At 61.5% G+C, this 21,586-nt stretch carries 15 protein-coding genes; 7 read left to right on the plus strand and 8 right to left on the minus strand.

The window, feature by feature from the left end; all coding sequences use genetic code 11:
- Positions 1-13: 13 nt before the first annotated feature.
- From PIN31009_RS18030 to PIN31009_RS18055, 6 genes are all read right to left on the minus strand, one after another.
- A complete protein-coding gene (locus PIN31009_RS18030; protein ID WP_174997268.1) occupies positions 14-5,335 on the minus strand; it encodes an RHS repeat-associated core domain-containing protein in 5,322 nt (1,773 codons plus the stop codon).
- 234 nt (positions 5,336-5,569) lie between these two features.
- Positions 5,570-6,064 carry an acyl-CoA thioesterase gene (locus PIN31009_RS18035; protein WP_058379063.1) on the minus strand — a complete coding sequence of 165 codons (495 nt, stop codon included), beginning with the start codon at positions 6,062-6,064 and terminating at the stop codon, positions 5,570-5,572.
- 301 nt (positions 6,065-6,365) lie between these two features.
- Positions 6,366-7,916 (minus strand): DHA2 family efflux MFS transporter permease subunit, encoded by a 1,551-nt coding sequence (locus PIN31009_RS18040; protein WP_150686455.1) that lies wholly within the window; start codon positions 7,914-7,916, stop codon positions 6,366-6,368.
- A 36-nt stretch (positions 7,917-7,952) separates the two neighbouring features.
- On the minus strand, positions 7,953-9,191 hold the full coding sequence (locus PIN31009_RS18045; RefSeq protein ID WP_150686456.1) for an HlyD/EmrA/EmrK family protein: 1,239 nt from the start codon (positions 9,189-9,191) through the stop codon (positions 7,953-7,955).
- 84 nt (positions 9,192-9,275) lie between these two features.
- Positions 9,276-10,802: an efflux transporter outer membrane subunit gene (locus tag PIN31009_RS18050; protein ID WP_150791184.1), complete on the minus strand. Its 1,527-nt coding sequence runs from the start codon at positions 10,800-10,802 to the stop codon at positions 9,276-9,278.
- A 111-nt stretch (positions 10,803-10,913) separates the two neighbouring features.
- Positions 10,914-11,426 carry a MarR family winged helix-turn-helix transcriptional regulator gene (locus PIN31009_RS18055; RefSeq protein WP_150686458.1) on the minus strand — a complete coding sequence of 171 codons (513 nt, stop codon included), beginning with the start codon at positions 11,424-11,426 and terminating at the stop codon, positions 10,914-10,916.
- Between the two features lie 274 nt (positions 11,427-11,700).
- On the opposite strand from PIN31009_RS18055, the gene typA reads away from it, so the two are divergent.
- Complete coding sequence (typA, locus tag PIN31009_RS18060) at positions 11,701-13,521, plus strand: translational GTPase TypA (RefSeq protein WP_087688860.1); 1,821 nt, start codon at positions 11,701-11,703, stop codon at positions 13,519-13,521.
- A 191-nt stretch (positions 13,522-13,712) separates the two neighbouring features.
- Positions 13,713-14,834, plus strand: a complete 1,122-nt coding sequence (locus PIN31009_RS18065; protein WP_150791185.1) for an enoyl-CoA hydratase/isomerase family protein — start codon at positions 13,713-13,715, stop codon at positions 14,832-14,834.
- Positions 14,835-14,883: 49 nt separating this feature from the next.
- On the opposite strand, the gene PIN31009_RS18070 is transcribed toward PIN31009_RS18065, so the two are convergent.
- Both PIN31009_RS18070 and lexA read right to left on the minus strand, forming a co-directional pair.
- Positions 14,884-15,324, minus strand: a complete 441-nt coding sequence (locus PIN31009_RS18070) for a hypothetical protein (RefSeq protein ID WP_150791186.1) — start codon at positions 15,322-15,324, stop codon at positions 14,884-14,886.
- Positions 15,325-15,497: 173 nt separating this feature from the next.
- Positions 15,498-16,151 (minus strand): transcriptional repressor LexA, encoded by a 654-nt coding sequence (lexA, locus tag PIN31009_RS18075; protein WP_058379055.1) that lies wholly within the window; start codon positions 16,149-16,151, stop codon positions 15,498-15,500.
- Positions 16,152-16,409: 258 nt separating this feature from the next.
- On the opposite strand from lexA, the gene PIN31009_RS18080 reads away from it, so the two are divergent.
- The 5 genes from PIN31009_RS18080 to PIN31009_RS18100 all read left to right on the plus strand — a co-directional run bounded on the left by PIN31009_RS18080 (position 16,410) and on the right by PIN31009_RS18100 (position 21,490).
- Positions 16,410-17,441 carry a sulfate ABC transporter substrate-binding protein gene (locus PIN31009_RS18080; RefSeq protein WP_087688857.1) on the plus strand — a complete coding sequence of 344 codons (1,032 nt, stop codon included), beginning with the start codon at positions 16,410-16,412 and terminating at the stop codon, positions 17,439-17,441.
- A 32-nt stretch (positions 17,442-17,473) separates the two neighbouring features.
- Positions 17,474-18,337, plus strand: a complete 864-nt coding sequence (gene cysT, locus PIN31009_RS18085) for a sulfate ABC transporter permease subunit CysT (protein ID WP_058379053.1) — start codon at positions 17,474-17,476, stop codon at positions 18,335-18,337.
- A 20-nt stretch (positions 18,338-18,357) separates the two neighbouring features.
- Entirely contained in the window at positions 18,358-19,263 is a 906-nt protein-coding gene (gene cysW, locus PIN31009_RS18090; protein WP_150791187.1) for a sulfate ABC transporter permease subunit CysW, read from the plus strand.
- Between the two features lie 92 nt (positions 19,264-19,355).
- Positions 19,356-20,432, plus strand: a complete 1,077-nt coding sequence (locus PIN31009_RS18095) for a sulfate/molybdate ABC transporter ATP-binding protein (RefSeq protein WP_058379052.1) — start codon at positions 19,356-19,358, stop codon at positions 20,430-20,432.
- A gap of 119 nt (positions 20,433-20,551) precedes the next feature.
- Positions 20,552-21,490, plus strand: a complete 939-nt coding sequence (locus PIN31009_RS18100; RefSeq protein WP_058379051.1) for a CysB family HTH-type transcriptional regulator — start codon at positions 20,552-20,554, stop codon at positions 21,488-21,490.
- The last annotated feature ends 96 nt before the right edge of the window (positions 21,491-21,586 follow it).

The raw sequence follows: 21,586 nt of genomic DNA on the forward strand, positions 1-21,586 counted from the left end.
GAGGACCGCGCGCTCAGAGCGTCGTCCGAGCGCCGCTCCACCAGTCCATACCGTCAAAAATCCTGCTCAGTCCCGGCTTTGCGAAACCGGGTGCCATCGCGCTTGTGGCGCTGCGGCAAAACAGACCGTCGACAACCTTGTAGTGATATCCGGCGCCGGCGAGGGCATCCATCACTTGGTCGAACGTGATTTGTTGCATGGGTAACAGGAGGTCGACGCCGTGCTGACGGTCCAAGTTGCCGAACAGGCCCCCTATGTCGAGCGACTTTGTGTTGGCGAGGCCCTGCATCTCCTTGGCGTAGGCTGCCGTCGAATATTCGGTAGACAGATAGTTGGACACTTTTGCCGCAGCGTCGCCGTACGGCGTTGCGCCATAGGCACCGTTGACCACGCCTGCGTAGCTGTTGCCCTTCGTGAGCGCTTTGAATCCCTTGTTGCCTTGGAGGCCCACTTTTTTCGTGGCGTTGCCGGCCAAGCCGGGCTTCACGCGGCCAAAGCGAGCGACCATCCGGCTATATAAGCCGCCGCCCCGAAGTCCCTGACCCGCAACCACCGCAGGCGCCCGCCGTGCCGTGCCCAATACGCCGGTGCCCAGATTGATCACACCAAACCCGAGTCCGAGATACCCCAGTACGCTCGCCAGCTCCGGATCACTCTCCTCCAGGACAATCGAGGAAATATCGAACGCACTGCCAACCGCAGCGAGCCCGGTCACGCCGATCGCAAGGGCGAGAGAACTGCCGCTGGTAAATGGCGTCGCCAGAAGGCCCAGCACGCTCGCCGCAATACGGAATTCCTGCGTGTACATGAGCGGCATCGTGTCGAGACGGCTGTACTGCGCAATCTCCACGTGCCCGCTGGGATCGTGATAGTTGATCGGGTCCCCGTGGCAATAGACGTAGGCGGCGATTCCCCCGATACCGAACGGACTCATAACGTCGGGCGACTGGAAGCGGCAATGCTCCGGGTCGTACATCCGGTAGCCGTTGCCGAGATGGTAGAACCCCACATAGTTCAGCGGTTCGCCTTTGAAGCCGAGCCACGTGACCACGCCGGGATCGACGTTCCGGTAGCCGTAGGGCGAATAGCGGTAGTACGTGATGGCCTTGGTGTCGAGGTCGATGCTGGCGAAGACGGTCCCCGCCTGATCGCGAAGTTCGAACGAACTGGTTGCCGTCGTCTTGTCGTCGATCGTCGTGGATGCCTCTTGCAGGAAGCATGACGGGCTGTCGTTCTTCAGGACGAGGGTGCGCTTGTTGAAACCGTGCTTCTTTGCATCGTCCTGCTGGCAAACGGCGTATCGCCGTTGCCCACGGTAGTGGTAAGTCTCGTTCCACTTTCCCTTGCCGGCAGAGCCCCCGCGAATTCGCCCAAGATCGTCATACGTGAAGACGAAATCGCCGTCTTTCCCGCCCGCCGTAGCGGAGCAACTCTTTGCCCGGCCGTTGCCATAGTAGGCGAGGGTGCGGTTCGACCGCTTGGTCAGCCGCCCGGCGTCATCGTTGTCGTAGGGCTTGCCGTCCAATGTGGTGAGCACACCGGGTTTGGCGTCGTAGGTGCGCGTCGTCGTCGACACCGAGAGCGCCTCCGGACGGCTGGTGCCAGTGTAGAACTCGTTGTCGCTCGACAGCACATTACCGAGCTTGTCGTAATCGAAGACCTGTTTGACGTATTGCTTGCCGCCATAACCTGCGAAACCCGCCTGCGAGCAGGACCAGGTTTTCAGGCGTTGTGAGGCGTCGTACTCGAAGTAGTCGGCGTTCGACGTCTTGTCGTCGACCTTGAGCATGATGCGGTCGATGCGGCCGTCGCCGATGCGTTGGCTTTCAATGACATGCGTCTTGACGCCGGTGCATTCGAATTTGCGCTTGATCTCGATCCCCGAACGGTTGTAGCTGTACTGCACCGTCATGGTGAGATTCTGTTTCGCGGCCTTGATCGTTTCTTTCGACAGCAGGCCGTTATCCGAATAGACGTACGTGGCTTCGCAGCTATCGTTGATGGAGCGCTCAAGCCGTCCGAAAGCGTCGTACTGGAAGGCCGTCTTCGCGCCGGTGATGTCCTCGAACGCGATGATTTGTTGCCGATGGCTGAAGTGTGTCTTTGATGCCCGCGTGCCAGCGTTGTCCGTCATGGTCTCGGTGTACCTCAGCCCGCTGGCGTCAATCTCGCTCTTGTAGCCCGTGACCGTTGCGGGACGCTCACCGGCATCGATTTGCTTGCCCCAGCGCGATGCGCCGTTGTACGTGAAGATGGCATCGGTGCCGTTGCTAATCTCTCGGGCGGGACGGCCGAGACCGTCGACCCGCTGTTCGCCCAGCGAGATCGTGCCCTTATCGTCCTCGACATAAGCCGTGACGGCGACACTGGCAAGTGTTTCGTCGGGAAAGATGTTGCTGATCTCGATGCCGTCGGTGGTCGACGTGAGCAAGCGGTCGAAGCGGTCGTAGGTAAAGGCCGTGGGAGCGCCTTTCGCAGGCGTCAGTGTCTTGAGGCGGCCTTGGCCGTCGTAGGCCATCGTGATCTTGTCTCCGGGGAGCGTTGTTCTGCTCCCGTCGATGGTCTCGGTGTTGACCGACGTCATGTTGCCGCCGGCGTCGAAGGTGGTGAGTTTCCTGAATGACGGGGCACCCGAAGCGCCGGCACTTTCAGTGAGCGTGCGTTCGGCAGCATCGTAGTTGCGCTGCGTTTCGGCGGCACCGACCAGCAGGGTTTCGCCCATGGCTTTGCTCGCGAGTGTCAGCGACTGGGTGTCGACCTCTTTCCCGCCGGCGTCCGTCTGAACTTTCTTGACGCTGCACGTGTTTTTGGCGTCGTCATAGGTCCAGTTCGTCGTCAGCATGCTGTGCTTTACGTTCGCGTAGTCGTAATCGTATTGCTCGTCGCTCGCCAGACGGCCTTGGGCATCGTAGGTGCATCGGGTCATCAGCAACCAGACCTTGCCATCGGGACTGGCCCAGCTCTCACAATCGCGCGCCAGTTCGTCTCGGATCACACGGGTGCGTTGCTTCGAAACCGTGTCGAGGGTTTCGTGCTGCCATCTCCTGCCCTTGAGCGGTGTGATGGTGTACTCGCGTTGCCCGGCAGTGACACCCGCTTGCGAGGCAGTTTCCTTGATCAGTGTGCCGACCTTGTCATAGCTGCACGTGGTCTTGACGCCCTCGCCATCGACAGATTCATCGATGCGTCCGGTTAGCGCGGAGCGTGTCTGGCTCAATGTGAACGTCGTTGCATCCGCCGTCTCGGTCGTCGTCAGGACGGTGATCTTTCGCTTGTTCTTGGCGTCGGTCTTGTAAGTGAACGAGGTCTTGATTTCCGAACCCCTGACCTTGCCGCCGCCCGCGCCGATCCGCCACGCCGAGGTTGTGCTGATCTGGCCAAACCCGGGGTCGTTGACGCTCGTCTGATAGGCGATGTCTTCGAGGTGCATCGAGCGTTCGGTCCACTTGCCGGCGCTTGGCTGTTTCAACTTAAAACCGCGGGCGTTGGTTTTGCTCTGCTGGACCAGGCTTTTGTTCAGTGTGTCGATGAGGCTCTGCGTCTGGTCCTTGGATTTCTTGTCGGCGGCGGTACTGAGTTGTTTGTCGAGACTATCGAGCAGTGCCTTGGCGGCCGCTTTGGCGATTTTCAGTTGTTCCGCGCTGACGTCGATTTCTTCGTATGACGGGTGCATCACGGTGAGTTTTCTGCCCGGCAGAAGCACGTATTCCCGGTCGACACCACTCACGGGTTTGCAGGTGAGACTGGCATAACCGTAGTACGTGAGACGTAGCGCATAGTTCTTGCCACCCTCCTGTCGATAAACAAGTTCGGATTCCACGTGCGAAGTGAAGCTCTTGGTATCGCCCGCGTAGCTCATGTCGAACGGGAGTTGAAAGGTGGCTTTCGCGTAGTCGTTGTTGGTGATCGACATCGTGACTGTCGAATCGATTCTTGTGCCCCATGTCAGCCCGCCGGAACCGAACGCGACGAAGCCGAGGCCAATCGGATTGGTGAAATCCACGACCTTCAACAGGATGCCGAAGAAGCTGGTGTCGTGATAGCTCGTCGCGTTTTCCTTGACCGTGTACGCGGCGTAGTTGTTGAAGTAGGTCCACTCGGTGATGGTGTCACCTTGAGTGGACTTGATGAGGTTGCCGCTGGCATCGTATTCGAGCGCGAGTTCGTCAACGACGACGTTGGCGATTTTCTTGATCGTTTTATGCGTCGCGGTGCCGCGCGCCTTGTCGATGCTGACGCTTTGTTCCGTGAGTACGGTGACATCGGCGGCGGTGACGGCTTCGGAGACTTGTCCGGTGTCATTGAACGAGTACACGCGCGAGAGAACGTTCTTGTTGCCTTGTGTGCAGGCGATGGTGGTCTTATTGGTGTCGTATTTGTAACTCTCGATCAAGGCGGTGACGGTCTCACCGGGCAAGGTGGTGTGCTTTACGATCTGCTTGTCGTTGAAGTCAATCAACTCGGCATGAGTTGAGGTTTCCAGCACATCTGGATCCCCTTTCTTCTCCGCCGGCAGTGACTGCTGGCGGCGCATTTCGAATTTCTTGATCGCGCCCTGATCATTTTCGAGAACGTAGATTGTCTTGGCGGTTCCGACCGCGCCTGTGACTTCAATGGTTTGCTCGAAGGCATAGCGCGTATTGGCATATGTGCAGGCGTAGCTCACTTGTTCGTCGCTACCGGGGAAAAGGGTGATGCTTTTCAGGACGGGCGCCGGGATTTTGACGCCGATATCGGCGAGCGGTGAATCTATCCAGTCTGCGTTTAGCAGACGACCGTCATCGTCATTGATGGCGACGACTCGCGGTCCGCCTCGGAACAATGTCCAGTCGAATTTCAGTGACCGGCCCGAGGGCAGGATGTAGTGAGTCGGGTATATCCATGATTTTTGAGCGCCTGCCTGCTGCCTGAGTAAATCACTAGTTCCGAATTTTTCTGAGACGCCATTCTTGTGATAGACGACCAAGGCATAACCCGGGCCCTCCACCAGAAAATCCCCGCCGTTGAATGATTCACCCGAGCGCAACTCGAAGTTAAGCGTGCGCCCGTCGCACAGCGGAAGATTCGCAAAAGTATCGTAGGGATCATCCGCTAGGCTTTCCCGAACTCTCGTGTAGATACCGCAAGGAAGAATATTGAGGTCGCCTTCGTGGGTCTTGCACGACAGACCGATATCTAGTGCCGGTGACGTACCGGCATCGGCGAAAAGACCTGCGATCGGAATTCTTAAAAGGCCCTGACCGCTTTTGGGGCTGACGACTACGTGCCGGTTCATCGACGCATAGGTTTCGAACGCCAGTTGCGCGTTGCTGCTGAAATGCTTGATCGGAGACATGTTGACGCTCCCACGAAGGCGGCGATATGCCGGAGTTGCCTTCATTGAAGCACTGCGAGGCGCGGGCAAACACTGTCAACGTTGACAGGCGACAGCCGTCAGTCGCTATGGGACGCTAACGTCAGAACGTGGGAGCGAGGGGAGGCAGGGCGGGGCGGGACGGAGGTAAGGCAAGCAAACGCTGGGAAAACAGCGTGGCGGGCGGGCGGTGTGACTACCGCCCGCATTGCCGACTTAGTTGGCGACGTTCTCGGGCTTGAGGGCGTCGATGGCGCCCAGCGCAGCACGAACGTCCATGGCGTACTTGGCGAGCGCTTTCTGCTCGTCGGTCTTCGGCTCGAACGACGGCACGCTGACCGGGTGATTGCTTTCATCGACCGCGACGAAGACCATCAGGCAGTCGGTGGTCTGACGCAGCTCGCCCCATTTCGGGTCACCTGCGTGCACCGACACATGGATGTGCATGCTCGTGCGCCCGGTGGCGACGATGCGCGCACGCAGTTCCACCAGATTGCCCACCAGAATCGGCCGGTGGAAGTGAATATTGCCCACGCTCACCGTGACGCAATAACGGCCCGACCACGTGGCGGCGCAAGCGTAGGCCACTTCATCGATCCATTTCATCAGCGAGCCCCCGTGCACCTTGCCGCCAAAGTTGACGGCAGCCGGTTCGGCCAGGAATCGGAAGGTGATCTCGGAGCGGTCGCTCTGGTTTTGCGGGGTATTCATGATTGTGCTGATTGCGTGGGGGAAATGTATCGTCGGGCGTCGCCCTTTGCAGAGCGTTCGGCCGTCAGAACGCCGATGATACTGCGAATGCGCAAAACGCGCGCCGGCGCGTCAAATTTCCTGTGTGGCACCTGCCCGGTCGGGTGAGTGCTGGGCGGTAATCGTTACCGGCCGCTTTCCCGCAGGTTTCGCCAGACGGAAAAAAACCCCGCTAACGTCAGCGGGGTTCAAGAAGTGCCCGGTAGTACAGAGCAGGGCCGGGCACTCGGGGGGAAGAAGGTTCCCGGGGGGGCGAGGTGGCTTAGTGAGCCCCCGCCGCAGCGTCGCCGCCGCCACCGCCGCGTATCGGGCGCGTAATCCACACCATCGCGATCATCAGCACGAACAACAACGCCGAGATCCAGAAGATGTCGTTCGCGCCCAGCATCGCCGACTGCTGCGTGACGATCCGGTCGATGTAGCCGTGCGCCTGCGGTGTCGACATGCCCAACTGATTGAGCGTCTGCACCGAGTCGTTGAACGTCGCATCGTACGGTGTCAGATGCTCGGTCAACTGCGCGTGGTGCAGTGTGATGCGGTTATCCCACACCGTGGTCGCAATCGATGTGCCCACCGCGCCGCACGTAATCCGCACGAAGTTCGACAGACCTGCCGCCGCCGGAATACGGTGTGCCGGCAGCCCCGACAAAATGATGGCCGTGAGCGGGATGAAGAACATCGACATCGGCACGCCCTGCAAGAACGTCGGAATCATCAGCGTGCGCGTATCCACCAGCGTGTTGAAGTGCGAACGCATCACGAAGACCAGCGCGAACAGCAGGAACGAGACTGTCACCACCCAGCGTGCATCGAGCTTTGGCAGCGTCTTGCCGATAATCGGCGACAAGATGATGGCGAATAACCCGACCGGCGCCATCACCAGCCCGGCTTCGGTTGCCGTATAGCCGAGATAGATCTGCAACCACTGCGGCAAGATCACCAGATTCCCGAAGAACAGCCCGTAACCGACCGAAATCGCCACCACGCCGCCCGTGAAGTTGACCCGCTTGAACAGCGTCAGGTCCACCACCGGATGCTTCTCGGTAATCTCCCAGATCACGAAGAAGCAGAACGCCACAAGTGCGACCAGCGCCAACGCGACAATGGTTGCCGAGTTGAACCAGTCGAGTTCCTTGCCCTTGTCGAGCATCACCTGCAACGAGCCGACCCAGATCACCAGCAAAGAGAGCCCGATCGTATCGATCGGTTTTCGCTGCGTGGGCGTTTCGCGTTTCTTGTAAATCATCCACGTCACATACGCAGCGGCAATGCCCACCGGAATGTTGATGTAGAAGATCCACGGCCAATGGTAGTTATCCGAGATCCAACCGCCCAGAATCGGCCCCATCACCGGGGCGACGAGCGTCGTCATGCCCCAGAGTGCAAGGGCCATTGAACTCTTGGCCGGCGGGTAACTCGAGAGCAGCAGCGACTGCGACAGCGGAATCATCGGGCCGGCCACGGCACCCTGCAACACACGGGCAGCGAGCAGAATTTCGAGCGTGGGCGCCATGCCGCACAGCCACGAGGCCAGCACAAACAACAGAATCGACGTGATGAACAAGCGCACCGCGCCGAAGCGCTCGGTGAGCCAGCCCGTCAACGGCACGGAAATGGCGTTGGCGACGGCGAACGACGTAATCACCCACGTGCCCTGACTCGACGACACACCGAGGTCACCGGAAATGGCAGGGATGGATACGTTGGCAATCGACGTGTCGAGCACGTTCATGAACGTGGCGAGCGACAGCGCGATCGTGCCGAGTACCAACTGGCCGCCCGAGAGCGGGCCAGGAGCGTTTTGAGTTGCCATGAGTTGTCAAAGGGGGTGGGGGCACCCCCCTCCGATTTACAGGGGACGCGCGCGAGCGGGCTGGTTGCGCGTGTCGTTGGCGGCGCCCGAAGCGCCCGAACCAGCAGCCGCGCCAGCGTTTTCAGTGATGATCTTCGCCACGATGTCGTCGGCGTCGTGCCCGACCTTGTCGTACACATCGGTCGAATACACCGGCAGCGTCGGCGCTTCACCCAGCTCCTTGCCGTCGGTGTTGCGCACGTTCACCTTCACCTGCATCGACAGGCCCACGCGCAACGGATGCTGTTGCAGTTGCTTCGGGTCCAGCGCAATACGCACCGGCAGACGTTGCACCACCTTGATCCAGTTACCCGTGGCGTTCTGTGCCGGCAGCAGCGAGAACGCGCTGCCCGTACCGGCCGAGAAGCCCGCCACGGTGCCCTTGTACTCGACCGCCGAGCCGTAGACGTCGGCCGTGAGCGTCACCGGCTGACCCACGCGCATGTGCGCAATCTGCACTTCCTTGAAGTTGGCATCCACCCAGACTTCGTTGAGCGGCACGAGTGCCATCAGCGGTGCGCCCGTTGCCACACGCTGGCCGACCTGCACCGAACGCTTGGCGACATAACCGTCCACCGGCGCCGGAATCGTCGTGCGGGCGTAGTCGAGGTACGCGGCACGCACTTGCGCGGCGGCCTGCTGCACGTTCGGGTGCGTGGTGACCGAGGTCTTGTCGGTCAGCGCCTTGTTCGACACCAACTGCGCACGGGCTTGCTCGAGCGCGGCTTGCGCCGACTTCACGGCGTCTTGGGCGTGGGCCAGTTCTTCGCGCGACACGGCGCCCGAGGCGATGGCCATCTCGCGGCGCTTCACGTCGGCCTGCGCCTTGGCCAGATCCGACTCGCGCATCGAGACCGTTGCCGCGTAGGCGTCGTTGTTCACGAAATACGTACGCACCTGACGCACGGTCTGCGCCAGATTCGCTTCCGACTTCAGCAGGGCCACGCGGGCATCGGTCTGGTCGAGCGTGACCAGCGGCTGGCCAGCCTTGACCATCTGCGTGTCATCGACCTTCACACCCGTGACGGTGCCGGAGACTTGCGGCGTGATCTGCACCACGTTGCCCGCCACGTACGCGTCGTCGGTGTCTTCGTAGTAACGCGCATAAAGCGCGTAGTAGGCGCCGTAGCCGATCGCCGCAATCGCGATCACTGCCGTCAGCGTCAGCATCATGCGGCGTCGCTTGCCGTTGTTCGGGGCCGGCGTAGCAGGCGCTTGTTGTTGGTTGTCGCTCATCATTCGCTCCGTACTAATCTCTCAATGTGCTTTTTGACGTTGTGTCTTGTGTGTCTTATGGGCTGCTGTGCGGTTCGCTGCCGGTCAGTGCGTTTGCGTTGCCGCATCGCCGTCGACGTCGGTTTTGGCCGGGCGCTCCTGCCCGACGACCAGACCGGCCGCCTGCGCGTCGAAACCACCGCCCAGTGCCTTGATCAGTCCGATCTGCTGGTCGCGGCGCGCGCCTTCGATATTCACGCGTGTCTGTTCTTGCAGGAGCAGCGACGACTCGGCCGTGAGCACCGTCACTTGCGGCGTGAGGCCCGCCTTGTAACGGTCGATGGCCAGATCGTAGGCGCGCTGCGCGGCGTTTTGGGCCACGCGCTGCGACACCATTTGTCGATCGGCGGAACGAATCGACGACATGCGGTCGGCGATATCGCCGAGGGCCTTGTTCAGCGTCGAGTCATAGTTCGCCACGGCGCTTTCATACGCGGCGTACTGACCCTTGAGGTTGGCGCGCAGGCGTCCGCCGTCGAAGATCGGCAGCGAAATCACCGGACCGGCCTGAATGTTCTGGCTGCTCGGATCGATCAGCTTGCCCAGCCCGAAGGTCGAAAAGCCAAAGGCGGCATTGAGGTTCACGTCCGGGTAGAAGCGTGCCTTGGCAACGTCCACACCCTTCAACTGGGCTTCCACACCCCAGCGGGCCGAAACCACATCGGGACGGCGGCCGAGCAGGGCGAGCGGCAGGTTGTCGGGCAGCGCCGGCGTCGGCAGTTGTGCGAGCGTCGGACGCTCGATTTCGAGACCGCGGTCCGGGCCCTTGCCGAGCAGCACGCCCAGTTGGTGGCGCGTGAGCAGGATCTGGCCATCGAGTTGGGCGAGCTGCGTTTCGATATCGGCGGTATTGCTTTCTGCCTGCTTCTGTTCGACTTGCGTGTCGAGTCCGGCGCGCACGCGGTCGCTCGTCAGCTTGCCCAGATTCTGGCGCTGCTTGCCGATGCGCTCCAGCACGTCATGCAAGGCGTATTGCTGCGCGAGCTGGTTGTACGAGCGAGCCACTGCCGTCGAGAGCGCGAGGCGCACTTCCTGATCTTCGGCCTCTTCGGCGCGCTCGGCGTTGGTTGCCTGCGCACGTGCCGAGCGGTTCTTGCCCCACAGGTCGAGTTCCCACGACAGCGTGGCGTTCAGGTCGCCCTGCGTGAACCAAGTGCCGCCGTAACCCGGCGGATAAATGGTGTTTTCCGTGAATTTCTCGCGATACACGTCGGCCTGAAAACCGACCGACGGCAGCAGCGCCGCAGCGGCGCCTTCCGTCTGGGCCTGTGCGGCCTTCAGACGTGCGGCTGCCGAGGCGAGATCGGGATTGGTCGCGAGCGCTTCGTTGATCAACGAGACGAGTTGCGGATCGCCAAAACGCTGGGCCCAGTCGGTGCCCGGCCACTGGCCGCCCTCGGAGGGCAGGCTGCGCTGGGTCTGATACTGATCGGGCGTGGAGATCTGCTTGTCGCTATGGATGCCGGCGAAATTCGCACAACCGGCAAATCCCAGCGTCACTGCCGCCAGACAAAGGGCGGAAATCGCTGAGCGGGCCCGCAGACGCGGGAGGAACGGTGAGGCCGCTTTCATCGCAAAACCTTTACGAGTGAAGTCTTCTACTGACAATAATCGGGGAATCGGGCACTTGCGAGTCCGTGCAATAGTGGACATGGCAAGCTTTATTTGAGGGGGATCCGGCGGTTATCCGCTCTCTCCGTTGGCAATGACACGCCGCAGGAGGCTCTTCAGAAAGCCCATTTCTTCGACGGAGAAGCCACGCATCAGGTGATCGGCGGCACGCACGAAGATATCCGGCATGCGGTCGGCCATCGCGTTACCCGCCTCGGTCGCACTCAGATCGACCGTGCGGCGGTCGGTCTTGCTGCGCTCGCGCACCAGCAGACCGTGCGCTTCGAGACGGTCGAGCAGCCGGGTCACGGCGCTCGCATCTATACAGTAGTCGCGCGCCAGATCGGCTGCCGTCTTGCTTTTGCCCGTGGCCACTTTATAGAGCATGGTGGCCTGCGTGCTGGTCAGCCCGTACTGCGAGGTTTCCTTCGTCAGCTCGGCCATGATCAGTTGACGCACCCGGGCCACCAAGTAGCCAAGGGAATCGTCGATGTTGTAACCGTTACGGGGCGGGTCGACGGCGGGCGCCACGTCGCTGGGCGACGTCGGCGTTGAATCGGTGAGGGAGGCGGGCGGCTCGGCCATTTTCGTGATGATGCAATAATTGACTTGTCACGATTATAGCGGGCACTTAATAAAAAGCAAGGCGATGCAATAGTTGACTAGGCATATATTTCACGCCGCACTAGAAAGAAGCCTCTAATTGGTGCGTGGCGGGAGGTTGGCGCGCGGGGAAAATTCGTGACGACGCGGTGTCAATGCGGTAAGCCGTTGTTGCATTGCAGAAATGCCATGACGTGGGACATGCGCAAGTGGTAGAATCGCGGATTCTCCAAAGGCTTTTTTCGAGCACCTTTTCATGACCCGCGCTCTCCGTAACATCGCTATCATCGCGCACGTCGACCACGGCAAAACCACGCTGGTTGACCAATTGCTGCGCCAGTCGGGCACCTTCCGCGAAAATCAGCACGTCGCTGAACGCGTGATGGACTCGAACGACATTGAAAAAGAGCGCGGCATCACGATCCTCGCCAAAAACTGCGCCGTCGAATACGAAGGCACCCACATCAACATCGTTGACACCCCGGGTCACGCGGACTTCGGTGGTGAAGTCGAGCGCGTGCTCTCGATGGTCGACAGCGTGTTGTTGCTGGTCGATGCCGTCGAAGGTCCGATGCCGCAAACCCGCTTCGTGACCCGCAAGGCCCTCGGCCTCGGTCTGAAGCCGATCGTCGTGGTCAACAAGATCGACCGTCCGGGCGCACGTCCGGATTGGGTGATCAACCAGACGTTCGATCTGATGGACAAGCTCGGTGCCACCGACGAGCAACTGGACTTCCCGGTTGTCTACGCTTCGGCACTGAATGGTTTCGCGAGCCTCGACTCGGACGTGCGTGAAGGCGATATGCGCCCGCTGTTCGATGCGATTCTCAAGAACGTGCCTGTGCGTGAAGCCGATGTCGACGCGCCGCTCCAGCTGCAAATCAGCTCGCTCGACTACTCGACGTTCGTCGGCCGTATCGGTATCGGCCGTATCACGCGCGGCAGCATCAAGCCGGGCCAGCAAGTGGCCATGCGCTTCGGCCCGGAAGGCGAAGTGCTCAAGCGCAAGATCAATCAAGTGCTGACGTTCCAAGGTCTGGAGCGCGTGATGTCGGACGGCGCGCAAGCCGGCGACATCGTGCTGATCAACGGTATTGAAGACGTGGGTATCGGCGCGACGCTGTGCGACATCGATACGCCGGAAGCGCTGCCGCTGCTGACGGTGGACGAGCCGACGCTGACCATGAACTTCTGCGTGAACACGTCGCCGCTGGCTGGCCGTGAAGGCAAGTTCGTGACGAGCCGCCAGATTCGTGACCGTCTGCACAAGGAACTGAACCACAACGTGGCGCTGCGCGTGAAAGACACGGCCGAAGACTCGGTCTTCGAAGTGTCGGGCCGTGGCGAACTCCACCTGACGATTCTCATCGAGAACATGCGTCGCGAGGGCTATGAACTGGCCGTGTCGCGTCCGCGCGTGGTGCTCAAGGAAATCGACGGCGTGAAGCACGAGCCGTACGAAATGCTGACCATCGACCTGGAAGACGATCACCAGGGCGCGGTCATGGAAGAAATCGGCCGCCGCAAGGGCGAAATGCTGGACATGGTCTCGGACGGCCGTGGCCGTACGCGTCTGGAATACCGCATTCCGGCCCGTGGCCTGATCGGCTTCCAAGGCGACTTCCTGTCGATGACCCGTGGTACGGGCCTGATGAGCCACATCTTCGATGCTTACGCACCGCTCAAGGATGGCTCGCTGGGTGAACGTCGTAACGGCGTGCTGATCTCGCAAGACGACGGCGCTGCTGTGGCCTACGCACTGTGGAAGCTGCAAGATCGCGGCCGCATGTTCGTCTCGCCGGGCGATGCGCTGTACGAAGGCATGATCATCGGTATTCACAGCCGTGATAACGACCTCGTGGTCAACCCGATCAAGGGCAAGCAGCTCACGAACGTGCGTGCGTCGGGTACCGACGAAGCCGTGCGTCTGGTGCCGCCGATCGCGATGAACCTCGAATACGCCGTGGAATTCATCGACGACGACGAACTCGTTGAAGTCACGCCGAAGACGATTCGTCTGCGCAAGCGTTATCTCAAGGAACACGAGCGCAAGCGCGCGTCGCGCGACGCGTCGTAAGGTTGTTGCCGGCGATAGGGTCGGCAGCCAGCGGGAGTCTCCTGTCCGGTTGCCGATGCCAGTCTGTTGGAAAGAAAGCCGGTGCTCAGCGCCGGCTTTTTTTATTCGGCGCGCCCGTGCGTTTTCGACTCGGCCGGTTCGCCTGAGTACGTTCCCACTTCATATCACCCCCCTCGATCTAGCTATTCGACATGACTGAGTTTGTTCGCACTGAGATTCGTGGCCGTATCGGTTTCATCACGCTCGCGCGCCCGAAGGCGCTCAACGCACTCTCGCACGACATGATTCGTGCGATCGCCAGCGCTTTGCATGTCTGGCGCGACGATCCGCAGGTGCTGGGCGTCGTGTTGCAAGGGGAAGGCGAGAAGGGTTTGTGTGCCGGCGGCGACATCCGCTATTTCCATGAAGTCGTCAGCCGCGGCGGCGAAGCGACGGCGGGCATCATGGATTTCTTCACCGACGAATACACGCTGAACTACACCATCGCCACTTATCCTAAGCCGTACATCGCGTTGATGGATGGCGTGGTGATGGGCGGGGGTATGGGGATCTCGCAAGGTGCGGCGTTGCGCATCGTCACGGAAGCCACGCGCATGGCGATGCCGGAGACGGCCATCGGCCTGTTCCCCGACGTCGGCGGCGGGTTCTTCCTCGCGAATCTTGCGGGGCACCTTGGTGAGTATCTCGGCATGACGGGCACGGTGTTCGGTGCTGTCGACGCCTGCGAGATCGGTTTGGCCGACGTGGTGATGCCGTGCGCGTCGCTGCCTGCGCTATGCGAGCAACTGGCAACGGGGGATTGGGAGGATAGCGACGCCGTGCTGAATGCGGCCCGCAATTTCGCGCGCGAAAGCTTGCCGCCGGCAGGGCTGGCTCAAGGCAAGTTGGCCGCGTTGCGCGATGTCATCGACGCGCACTTCGGGCATGCCGACGCCACGGCAATTCTGCATTCGCTGGCGCGTGAGGCGCGTTGCGAATACGCCGGCTGGGCGCAAGAAACCGAGGACCTGCTGCGTAACAAGCGCTCGCCGCTGATGGTGTGCGTCACGCTGGAGCAAGTGCGGCGTGCGCGCAAATTGTCGCTGGCGGAAGACCTGCGGGAAGAATGGCTGATGATGCGCTGCGTGTTCAATCTGGACGGGCGCACGGGGGCCGAAGGCGTTGAGGGCATTCGCGCGCTCGTGGTCGATAAGGACCACGCACCGCGCTGGCAACACGCCCGCATCGAAGACGTCAAACCGTCAGACGTTGCCCGGTTCTTCGATGGCGAGCGTGGTGGTGCCGATCACCCGTTGGCAACGCTGGGCGAGTGAAAGACGCCACACCAGACGCCACACCAAACGCCACTACATCCGGCGCCGCTTACACCGCTGCCTGACAAAACTGTTCGCCGACGGCCTGATCGAGTTTGCGGCAGATGTCGGCGATGCTGCCGACCATCACGATATGCGAGACGTCGCGATAGACACGCACATCGTCACGCCCATCAACGCGCCCATCGTCATGCGCGTCGCGCCGTGTCTGCAATTCACGCACATTGCGCGATGCCTTGACCGCTTGTGCGGCAGGGCAGGCGCGGCGCGCGGCCGAGCTGACCGCCGAGGCGATAACGCGGGGCAGGGCGGTGCTGCGAGCACGCGCCGGGACCGTGTAAGAGCGTGCGATGGCCGGTGCGGCCGCGAACGGCCCGGACAGGGCCGACAACCCATACACCGCAGAGAGACGGGCCTGTGCTGAGGCCGTAGCCGTACGAATGCGCGGTTGACCGAGGGACGTGGGCAGCAAACCAAAGAGTCGAGCCATGATGCGTTTCCTTCTTCCAATAGCGGTTGGAGAGAGGTGTCCTGTCGCATCGCTTCACAAATCGCAGGCGCAGCAGGGCACGGGCGCCGGACCCAGCCCGGCGCAAATCAGCGTTACTTGATCGTCAGGGAGTGGCGCGCGACGTGAAGTCGTTGCGCGCCTTTGGCTTACGCCTAGAGATCGTTATTGCGAATCAGACCGACCGCGATCCCTTCCAGCGCAAAATCACCACTGCCTTCGTTGACGTTGATGTTTTCGAAGTCAGGGTTCTCGGCAATCAGCTCCACGCCGCCCTTCACGCGGTGGAAGCGCTTGACCGTCACGTCGTCGCCGATACGCGCCACGACAATTTGTCCTTCGCGCGCATCCGCAGCCTTCTGCACGGCCAGCAAATCGCCGTCGAGAATGCCGGCATCGCGCATCGACATCCCGCGCACTTTCAGCAGGTAATCGGGCTGACGCGCAAACATGTTCGGATCGCACTGGAAATTGCGTTCGATATGCTCCTGCGCCAGAATCGGGCTGCCTGCGGCCACGCGCCCGACGAGCGGCAGCGAGAGTTGCATCAGCCCCATATGCGGCAGCGTGAACTGGTGCACACCGCCCGCCTCATCGAGACGTTTGAGCCGGATGCCGCGCGATTGCCCGGCGGAAAGCTCGATCACACCCTTGCGCGCCAGCGCCCGCAGATGTTCCTCGGCCGCATTGGCCGAAGAGAAGCCCAGCTCGGCGGCAATCTCTGCGCGTGTCGGCGGAAAGCCGGTGCGCTCAATGGCCTGGCGAACCAGTTCGTAGACCTGCTGTTGACGTGCGGTAAGTTTGATCATGGCATCACTGTATGGAAGCACAGGTGGCTGTATTTTTATACAGTGTTTCCAAAAGCGCAAGCGAAAACTTCAAGTACTTCATGAGCTTCGCCGTCATTTGCCCCGATTTCTGCCGCAAACCGGTGCCCCTCATCCCTCAGCACAAAATCTCTAATCCTTATTCCGGTATAAACAAAAGCCAAAATATTATTTTTAATTATTTAGCCGCCCCCCTAGACTGGCCTCCTACCACACGAAAGCAAAAAAGGAGCGAAAGTCATGAGCATTGCAGCACGGGGTTCGAAAGCTAAGAAACTGGCGACCGCACTGGGCGCTATCGCACTGTCCGTCGGCATGACGGTACAGGCACAAGCGGCAAGCTTTTCGCTGCTCAACGTGTCGTACGACCCGACGCGTGAGCTTTATGCCGATTACAACAAGGCTTTCGAAGCCCATTACAAACAGACCACGGGTGACACGGTCACGCTGAAGGCCTCGCACGGCGGTTCGGGCAAGCAAGCCCGTACGGTGCTCGATGGCGCACCGGCCGACGTGGTCACGCTCGGTATCTCTGCCGACATCGACGAACTCGCACAAGCCGGTCTGGTGAACAAAGACTGGCAGAAACGCCTGCCGGACAACGCCACGCCGTACACGTCGACCATCGTGCTGCTCGTGCGCAAGGGCAACCCCAAGAACATCAAGGACTGGGACGATCTGGCCAAGCCGGGCATCAGCGTCGTGACGCCGAACCCGAAGACCTCGGCCGGCGCCCGCTGGAACTACCTCGCCGCATGGCTGTTCGCGCTCAAGGCACCGGGCGGTAACGAACAGAAGGCGCAGGACTTCGTCAAGGCGATCTACAAGAACGTGGGCGTGCTCGACTCGGGCGCACGCGGCGCGACGACGACCTTCGTCGAGCGCGGCATCGGCGACGTGCTGATCGCGTGGGAAAACGAAGCGCTGCTGTCGGTGAAGGACCTCGGTCCGGACAAGTTCGACATCGTGGTGCCGTCCTCGTCGATTCTGACCGAGCCGCCGGTGGCCGTGGTCGACAAGAACGTCGACAAGCATGGCACGCGCAAGGTGGCCGAAGCCTATCTGCAATGGCTGTACTCGCCGCAAGGGCAGGAGATCGCCGCGAAGCACTTCTATCGTCCGCGTTCGCCGGAAATCGCCAAGAAGTACGCGTCGCAGTATCCGAAGCTCAAGCTGTACACGGTGGACGCCGATCTCGGCGGCTGGACCAAGACGCAGGCCAAGCACTTCGCTGACGGCGGCATCTTCGATCAGATCTACACCAAGAAGTAATTCAGAAAAAAAGGAACGAAGGGGACCATCGCATGAGTACCGCACTGTTTCCAATCTGGCGTAAGCCGAGTGCATTGCCGGGCTTCGGCCTGACGATGGGCTACACCGTGGCGTACCTGAGTCTGGTCGTGCTGGTGCCGTTGCTGATGGTCTTCATCAAGGCAAGCTCGCTCGATTGGGCGAGTTTTGTCACCGCCGTGAGTTCGCCGCGCGTGCTGGCGTCGTATCGCCTCACGTTCGGCATCTCGCTCGCAGCGGCGCTCCTGAACGCTGTGTTCGGTTTCATTCTGGCGTGGGTGCTGGTGCGCTACACGTTCCCCGGCAAGCGCATCGTCGATGCGCTGGTCGATCTGCCGTTCGCGTTGCCGACGTCGGTGGCGGGCATCGTGCTTGCCGCCATCTATGCGCCGAATGGCTGGATCGGCCGTTGGTTCGAGCCGCTGGGCATCAAGATCGCCTTCACGCCGCTGGGTATTTTCGTTGCGCTCACGTTCATCGGCTTGCCGTTCGTCGTGCGCACGCTGCAACCGGTGCTCGAAGAGTTCGAGCGCGAGCAGGAAGAAGCGGCGGCCTGTCTGGGCGCCTCGCGCTGGCAGACCGTGCGTCACGTGATTCTGCCGGCCGTGTTGCCGGCGCTGCTGACCGGCTTCGCACTGGCGTTTGCCCGCGCGGTCGGTGAGTACGGTTCGGTCATCTTTATCGCGGGCAACATTCCGATGGTCTCGGAAATCACCTCGCTGCTGATCGTCACCAAGCTCGAACAGTTCGACTATGCAGGCGCCGCGGCACTGGCCGTCGTCATGCTCGTGATCTCGTTCGTGCTGCTGCTCCTCATCAATACCCTGCAATGGTGGCTGCAACGCCGTCATTCGGGCCGGCGCGCCAGCGGCGCGTGATTCCAGAGAAAGATTCGATCATGTCCGATTCGCTAACTCTCCCGGCCGCCGCTGCGCATGTGCCGAAAGTGCGCAGCACCGATCCGACCGACGAGCCCAAGCTCGTCAAGGTCGTGTTGATCGGTCTGGCGCTGCTGTTTTTCGCCTTGTTTCTGGTATTGCCGCTCGCGTCGGTGTTCGTCACCGCGTTGGGCAAAGGCATTGGTGCCTATTGGGACGGCATGACCAACGACGATGCGCTCTCGGCCATCCGTCTCACGTTGTTGATTGCCGTGATTGCCGTGCCCGTGAATCTGGTGTTCGGTGTGGCGGCGTCGTGGGCGATCGCCCGCTTTGAATTCAAAGGCAAGAGCGTGCTGACCACGCTCATCGACCTGCCGTTCTCGGTCTCGCCGGTGATCGCGGGGATGACGTTCCTGCTGATCTTCGGCCGTCAGGGCCCGCTGTGGGACTGGCTCGACGCCAACAACCTGCGCATCGTATTCGCGCTGCCGGGGCTGGTGCTGGCCACGGTATTCGTGACGTTCCCGTTTGTGGCCCGCGAGCTGATTCCGCTGATGCAGGCGCAGGGCAGCGAAGAAGAAGAGGCGGCGCGCGTGTTGGGCGCCAGCGGCTGGCAGGTGTTCACGCGGGTGACGCTGCCGAAGATCAAATGGGGCCTGTTGTACGGCGTGATTCTGTGTAATGCGCGGGCGATGGGCGAGTTTGGCGCGGTGTCGGTGGTGTCCGGCCACATTCGCGGCGAAACGAACACGCTGCCGCTGCATGTGGAGATCGAATACAACGATTACCACACGGTAGGCGCGTTCGCGGCGGCATCGATTCTCGCGCTGCTGGCGTTGGCCACGCTGGGCCTGAAGCTGTGGGCCGAACGCAAGCTGGCACAGGACAAAGCCGCGCGCCGCATCGACGCGACCGCCGCCTGAATCCACCAATAAGCGATACGCAAGAACACCCACGAACACGAAGGCAGACGCGAACGCCGCCAACGCGGCCATCGCATCGAGGAGCAAGGCAAATGAGCATTCAAGTACAACAGGTTTCGAAGCGGTTCGGCGATTTCGCGGCGCTCGACGACGTGAGTCTCGAATTTCCCACGGGCGAGCTGGTGGCGTTGCTCGGGCCGTCCGGTTGCGGCAAGACCACGCTGCTGCGCATCGTGGCCGGCCTCGAGTTTGCCGATGCCGGGCGCGTCGTGCTCAACGGCGAAGACGTGGCGAGCGTGGGCACCCGCGAGCGTCAGGTCGGTTTCGTGTTCCAGCATTACGCGCTGTTCCGTCATATGACGGTGTTCGAGAATGTGGCGTTCGGCCTGCGCGTGAAGTCGCGCCGCGACCGTCCCTCGGACGCGCAGATTCGTACCAAAGTGCATGAGCTGCTCGGCCTCGTGCAACTCGACTGGCTGGCCGATCACTACCCGGCAGAACTCTCCGGCGGGCAGCGCCAGCGTATCGCGCTGGCCCGTGCGCTGGCGGTCGAACCGAAGGTGCTGCTGCTCGACGAGCCGTTCGGCGCGCTCGACGCCAAGGTGCGCAAGGAACTGCGCAGCTGGTTGCGCCGCCTGCACGACGAGCTGCACATCACGACGATTTTCGTGACGCACGATCAGGAAGAAGCACTGGAAGTGGCCGACCGCATCGTGTTGATGAACCGCGGCAAGGTCGAGCAGATCGGCGCGCCGCAAGACGTGTACGACACGCCCGAAAGTGCCTTCGTCTACGAATTCCTCGGTGCAGCAAACCGCCTGTCGGGGCAGTTGCAGACGCATGACTTCATTGCGGATGCCGGCGCGTATCGCGTGACGGTAGCCAAGGACGATCTGCCGGCACTGCCGCAGGACGGCCGTGCGATTGCCTACGTGCGTCCGCACGAACTCGCATTGCTGCCGGCGCACGATGGCGGGCCGGGCATCGACGTGTCGGTGCGCCGCGCGATTCCGCTGGGCGGCACCGTGCGTGTGGAGCTGGCAGCCCCGGGCGATGCGGTCTGGGAAGCGGAACTCACGCGCTCGGGCTGGCAGGCGTTGGGGGCAACGGCGGGCGAACCGCTGCGCGCCGTGCCGCGTCAGTTGCGCGTGTTCTCTGCGCAGGCATGAACGTACCCGGCAACGGGACGCCGGCAGCACTTGGGACAGCGCACAGAAAATCGATAAGCCGTTAAAGACAAGACGTACTAGGTAGATGTAACAGACAAGCGATAGGGCGGAGTGACACCATGAATTTCCAGCAATTGCGCTACGTGCGCGAAGCCGTACGGCAAAACCTGAACCTGACCGAAGCCGCGAGTGCGCTTTACACCTCGCAGTCGGGCGTGAGCAAGCAGATCAAGGACCTTGAAGATGAACTCGGCGTCGACGTGTTCGTTCGTCGCGGCAAGCGTCTCACGGGCCTTACCGAACCGGGCAAGGCCGTGCTGCAACTGATCGAGCGCATGCTGCTCGACGCAGAGAACCTGCGCCGCGTGGCGCGTCAGTTCGCCGATCAGGACAGTGGGCATCTGGTGGTGGCCACCACCCACACGCAGGCACGCTATGCGCTGCCGCAGGTCATCAAGCAATTCACCAGCGTGTATCCGAAGGTGCATCTGGCCCTGCGTCAGGGCAGCCCGCGCCAGATCGCGCAAATGGTCATCGACGGTGAAGCCGATATCGGCATCACCACCGAAGCGCTCGATCGCTTCCCCGATATCGTGACGTTCCCGTGCTACTCGTGGCATCACGTGGCCGTGGTGCCGAAGGACCACCCGCTGGTGGGCCGTGAGAGCGTGACGCTGGCTGACATTGCCGAATATCCGATCATCACGTACGACGGCGATTTCACCGGCCGCTCGCACGTGGACAAGGCGTTTGCCGACCAAGGTCTGGTGCCGGACATCGTGCTCACCGCACTGGATACGGACGTCATCAAGACGTACGTCGAGATCGGGCTGGGCATTGGCATCGTCGCGGCGATGGCGGTCGATCCGCGCAAGGATCAGGATCTGGCCGTGCTCGAACTCGACAACGCGTTCGAGCCGAGCACCACGCGTATCGGCCTGCGTCGCGGCGCGTTCCTGCGCTCGTATGCGTACCGCTTCATCGAGATGCTGGCACCCGCACTTAAAGAGCAGGAAATCTCGACGCAACTGCGCGAAGCGCTGGAGTTTGCGGCCTGAGATCAAAATTCCCCCGGCGCGCGTGCCCCGTGTGCCGGGGCACGCCGCCCGATGGGTTTTCCGCGATTGGGAACCTGAGCAGGATTCGATACAATC

It is taken from the genome of Pandoraea iniqua, from assembly GCF_902459685.1.
GTDB classification, from domain to species: Bacteria; Pseudomonadota; Gammaproteobacteria; order Burkholderiales; family Burkholderiaceae; genus Pandoraea; species Pandoraea iniqua.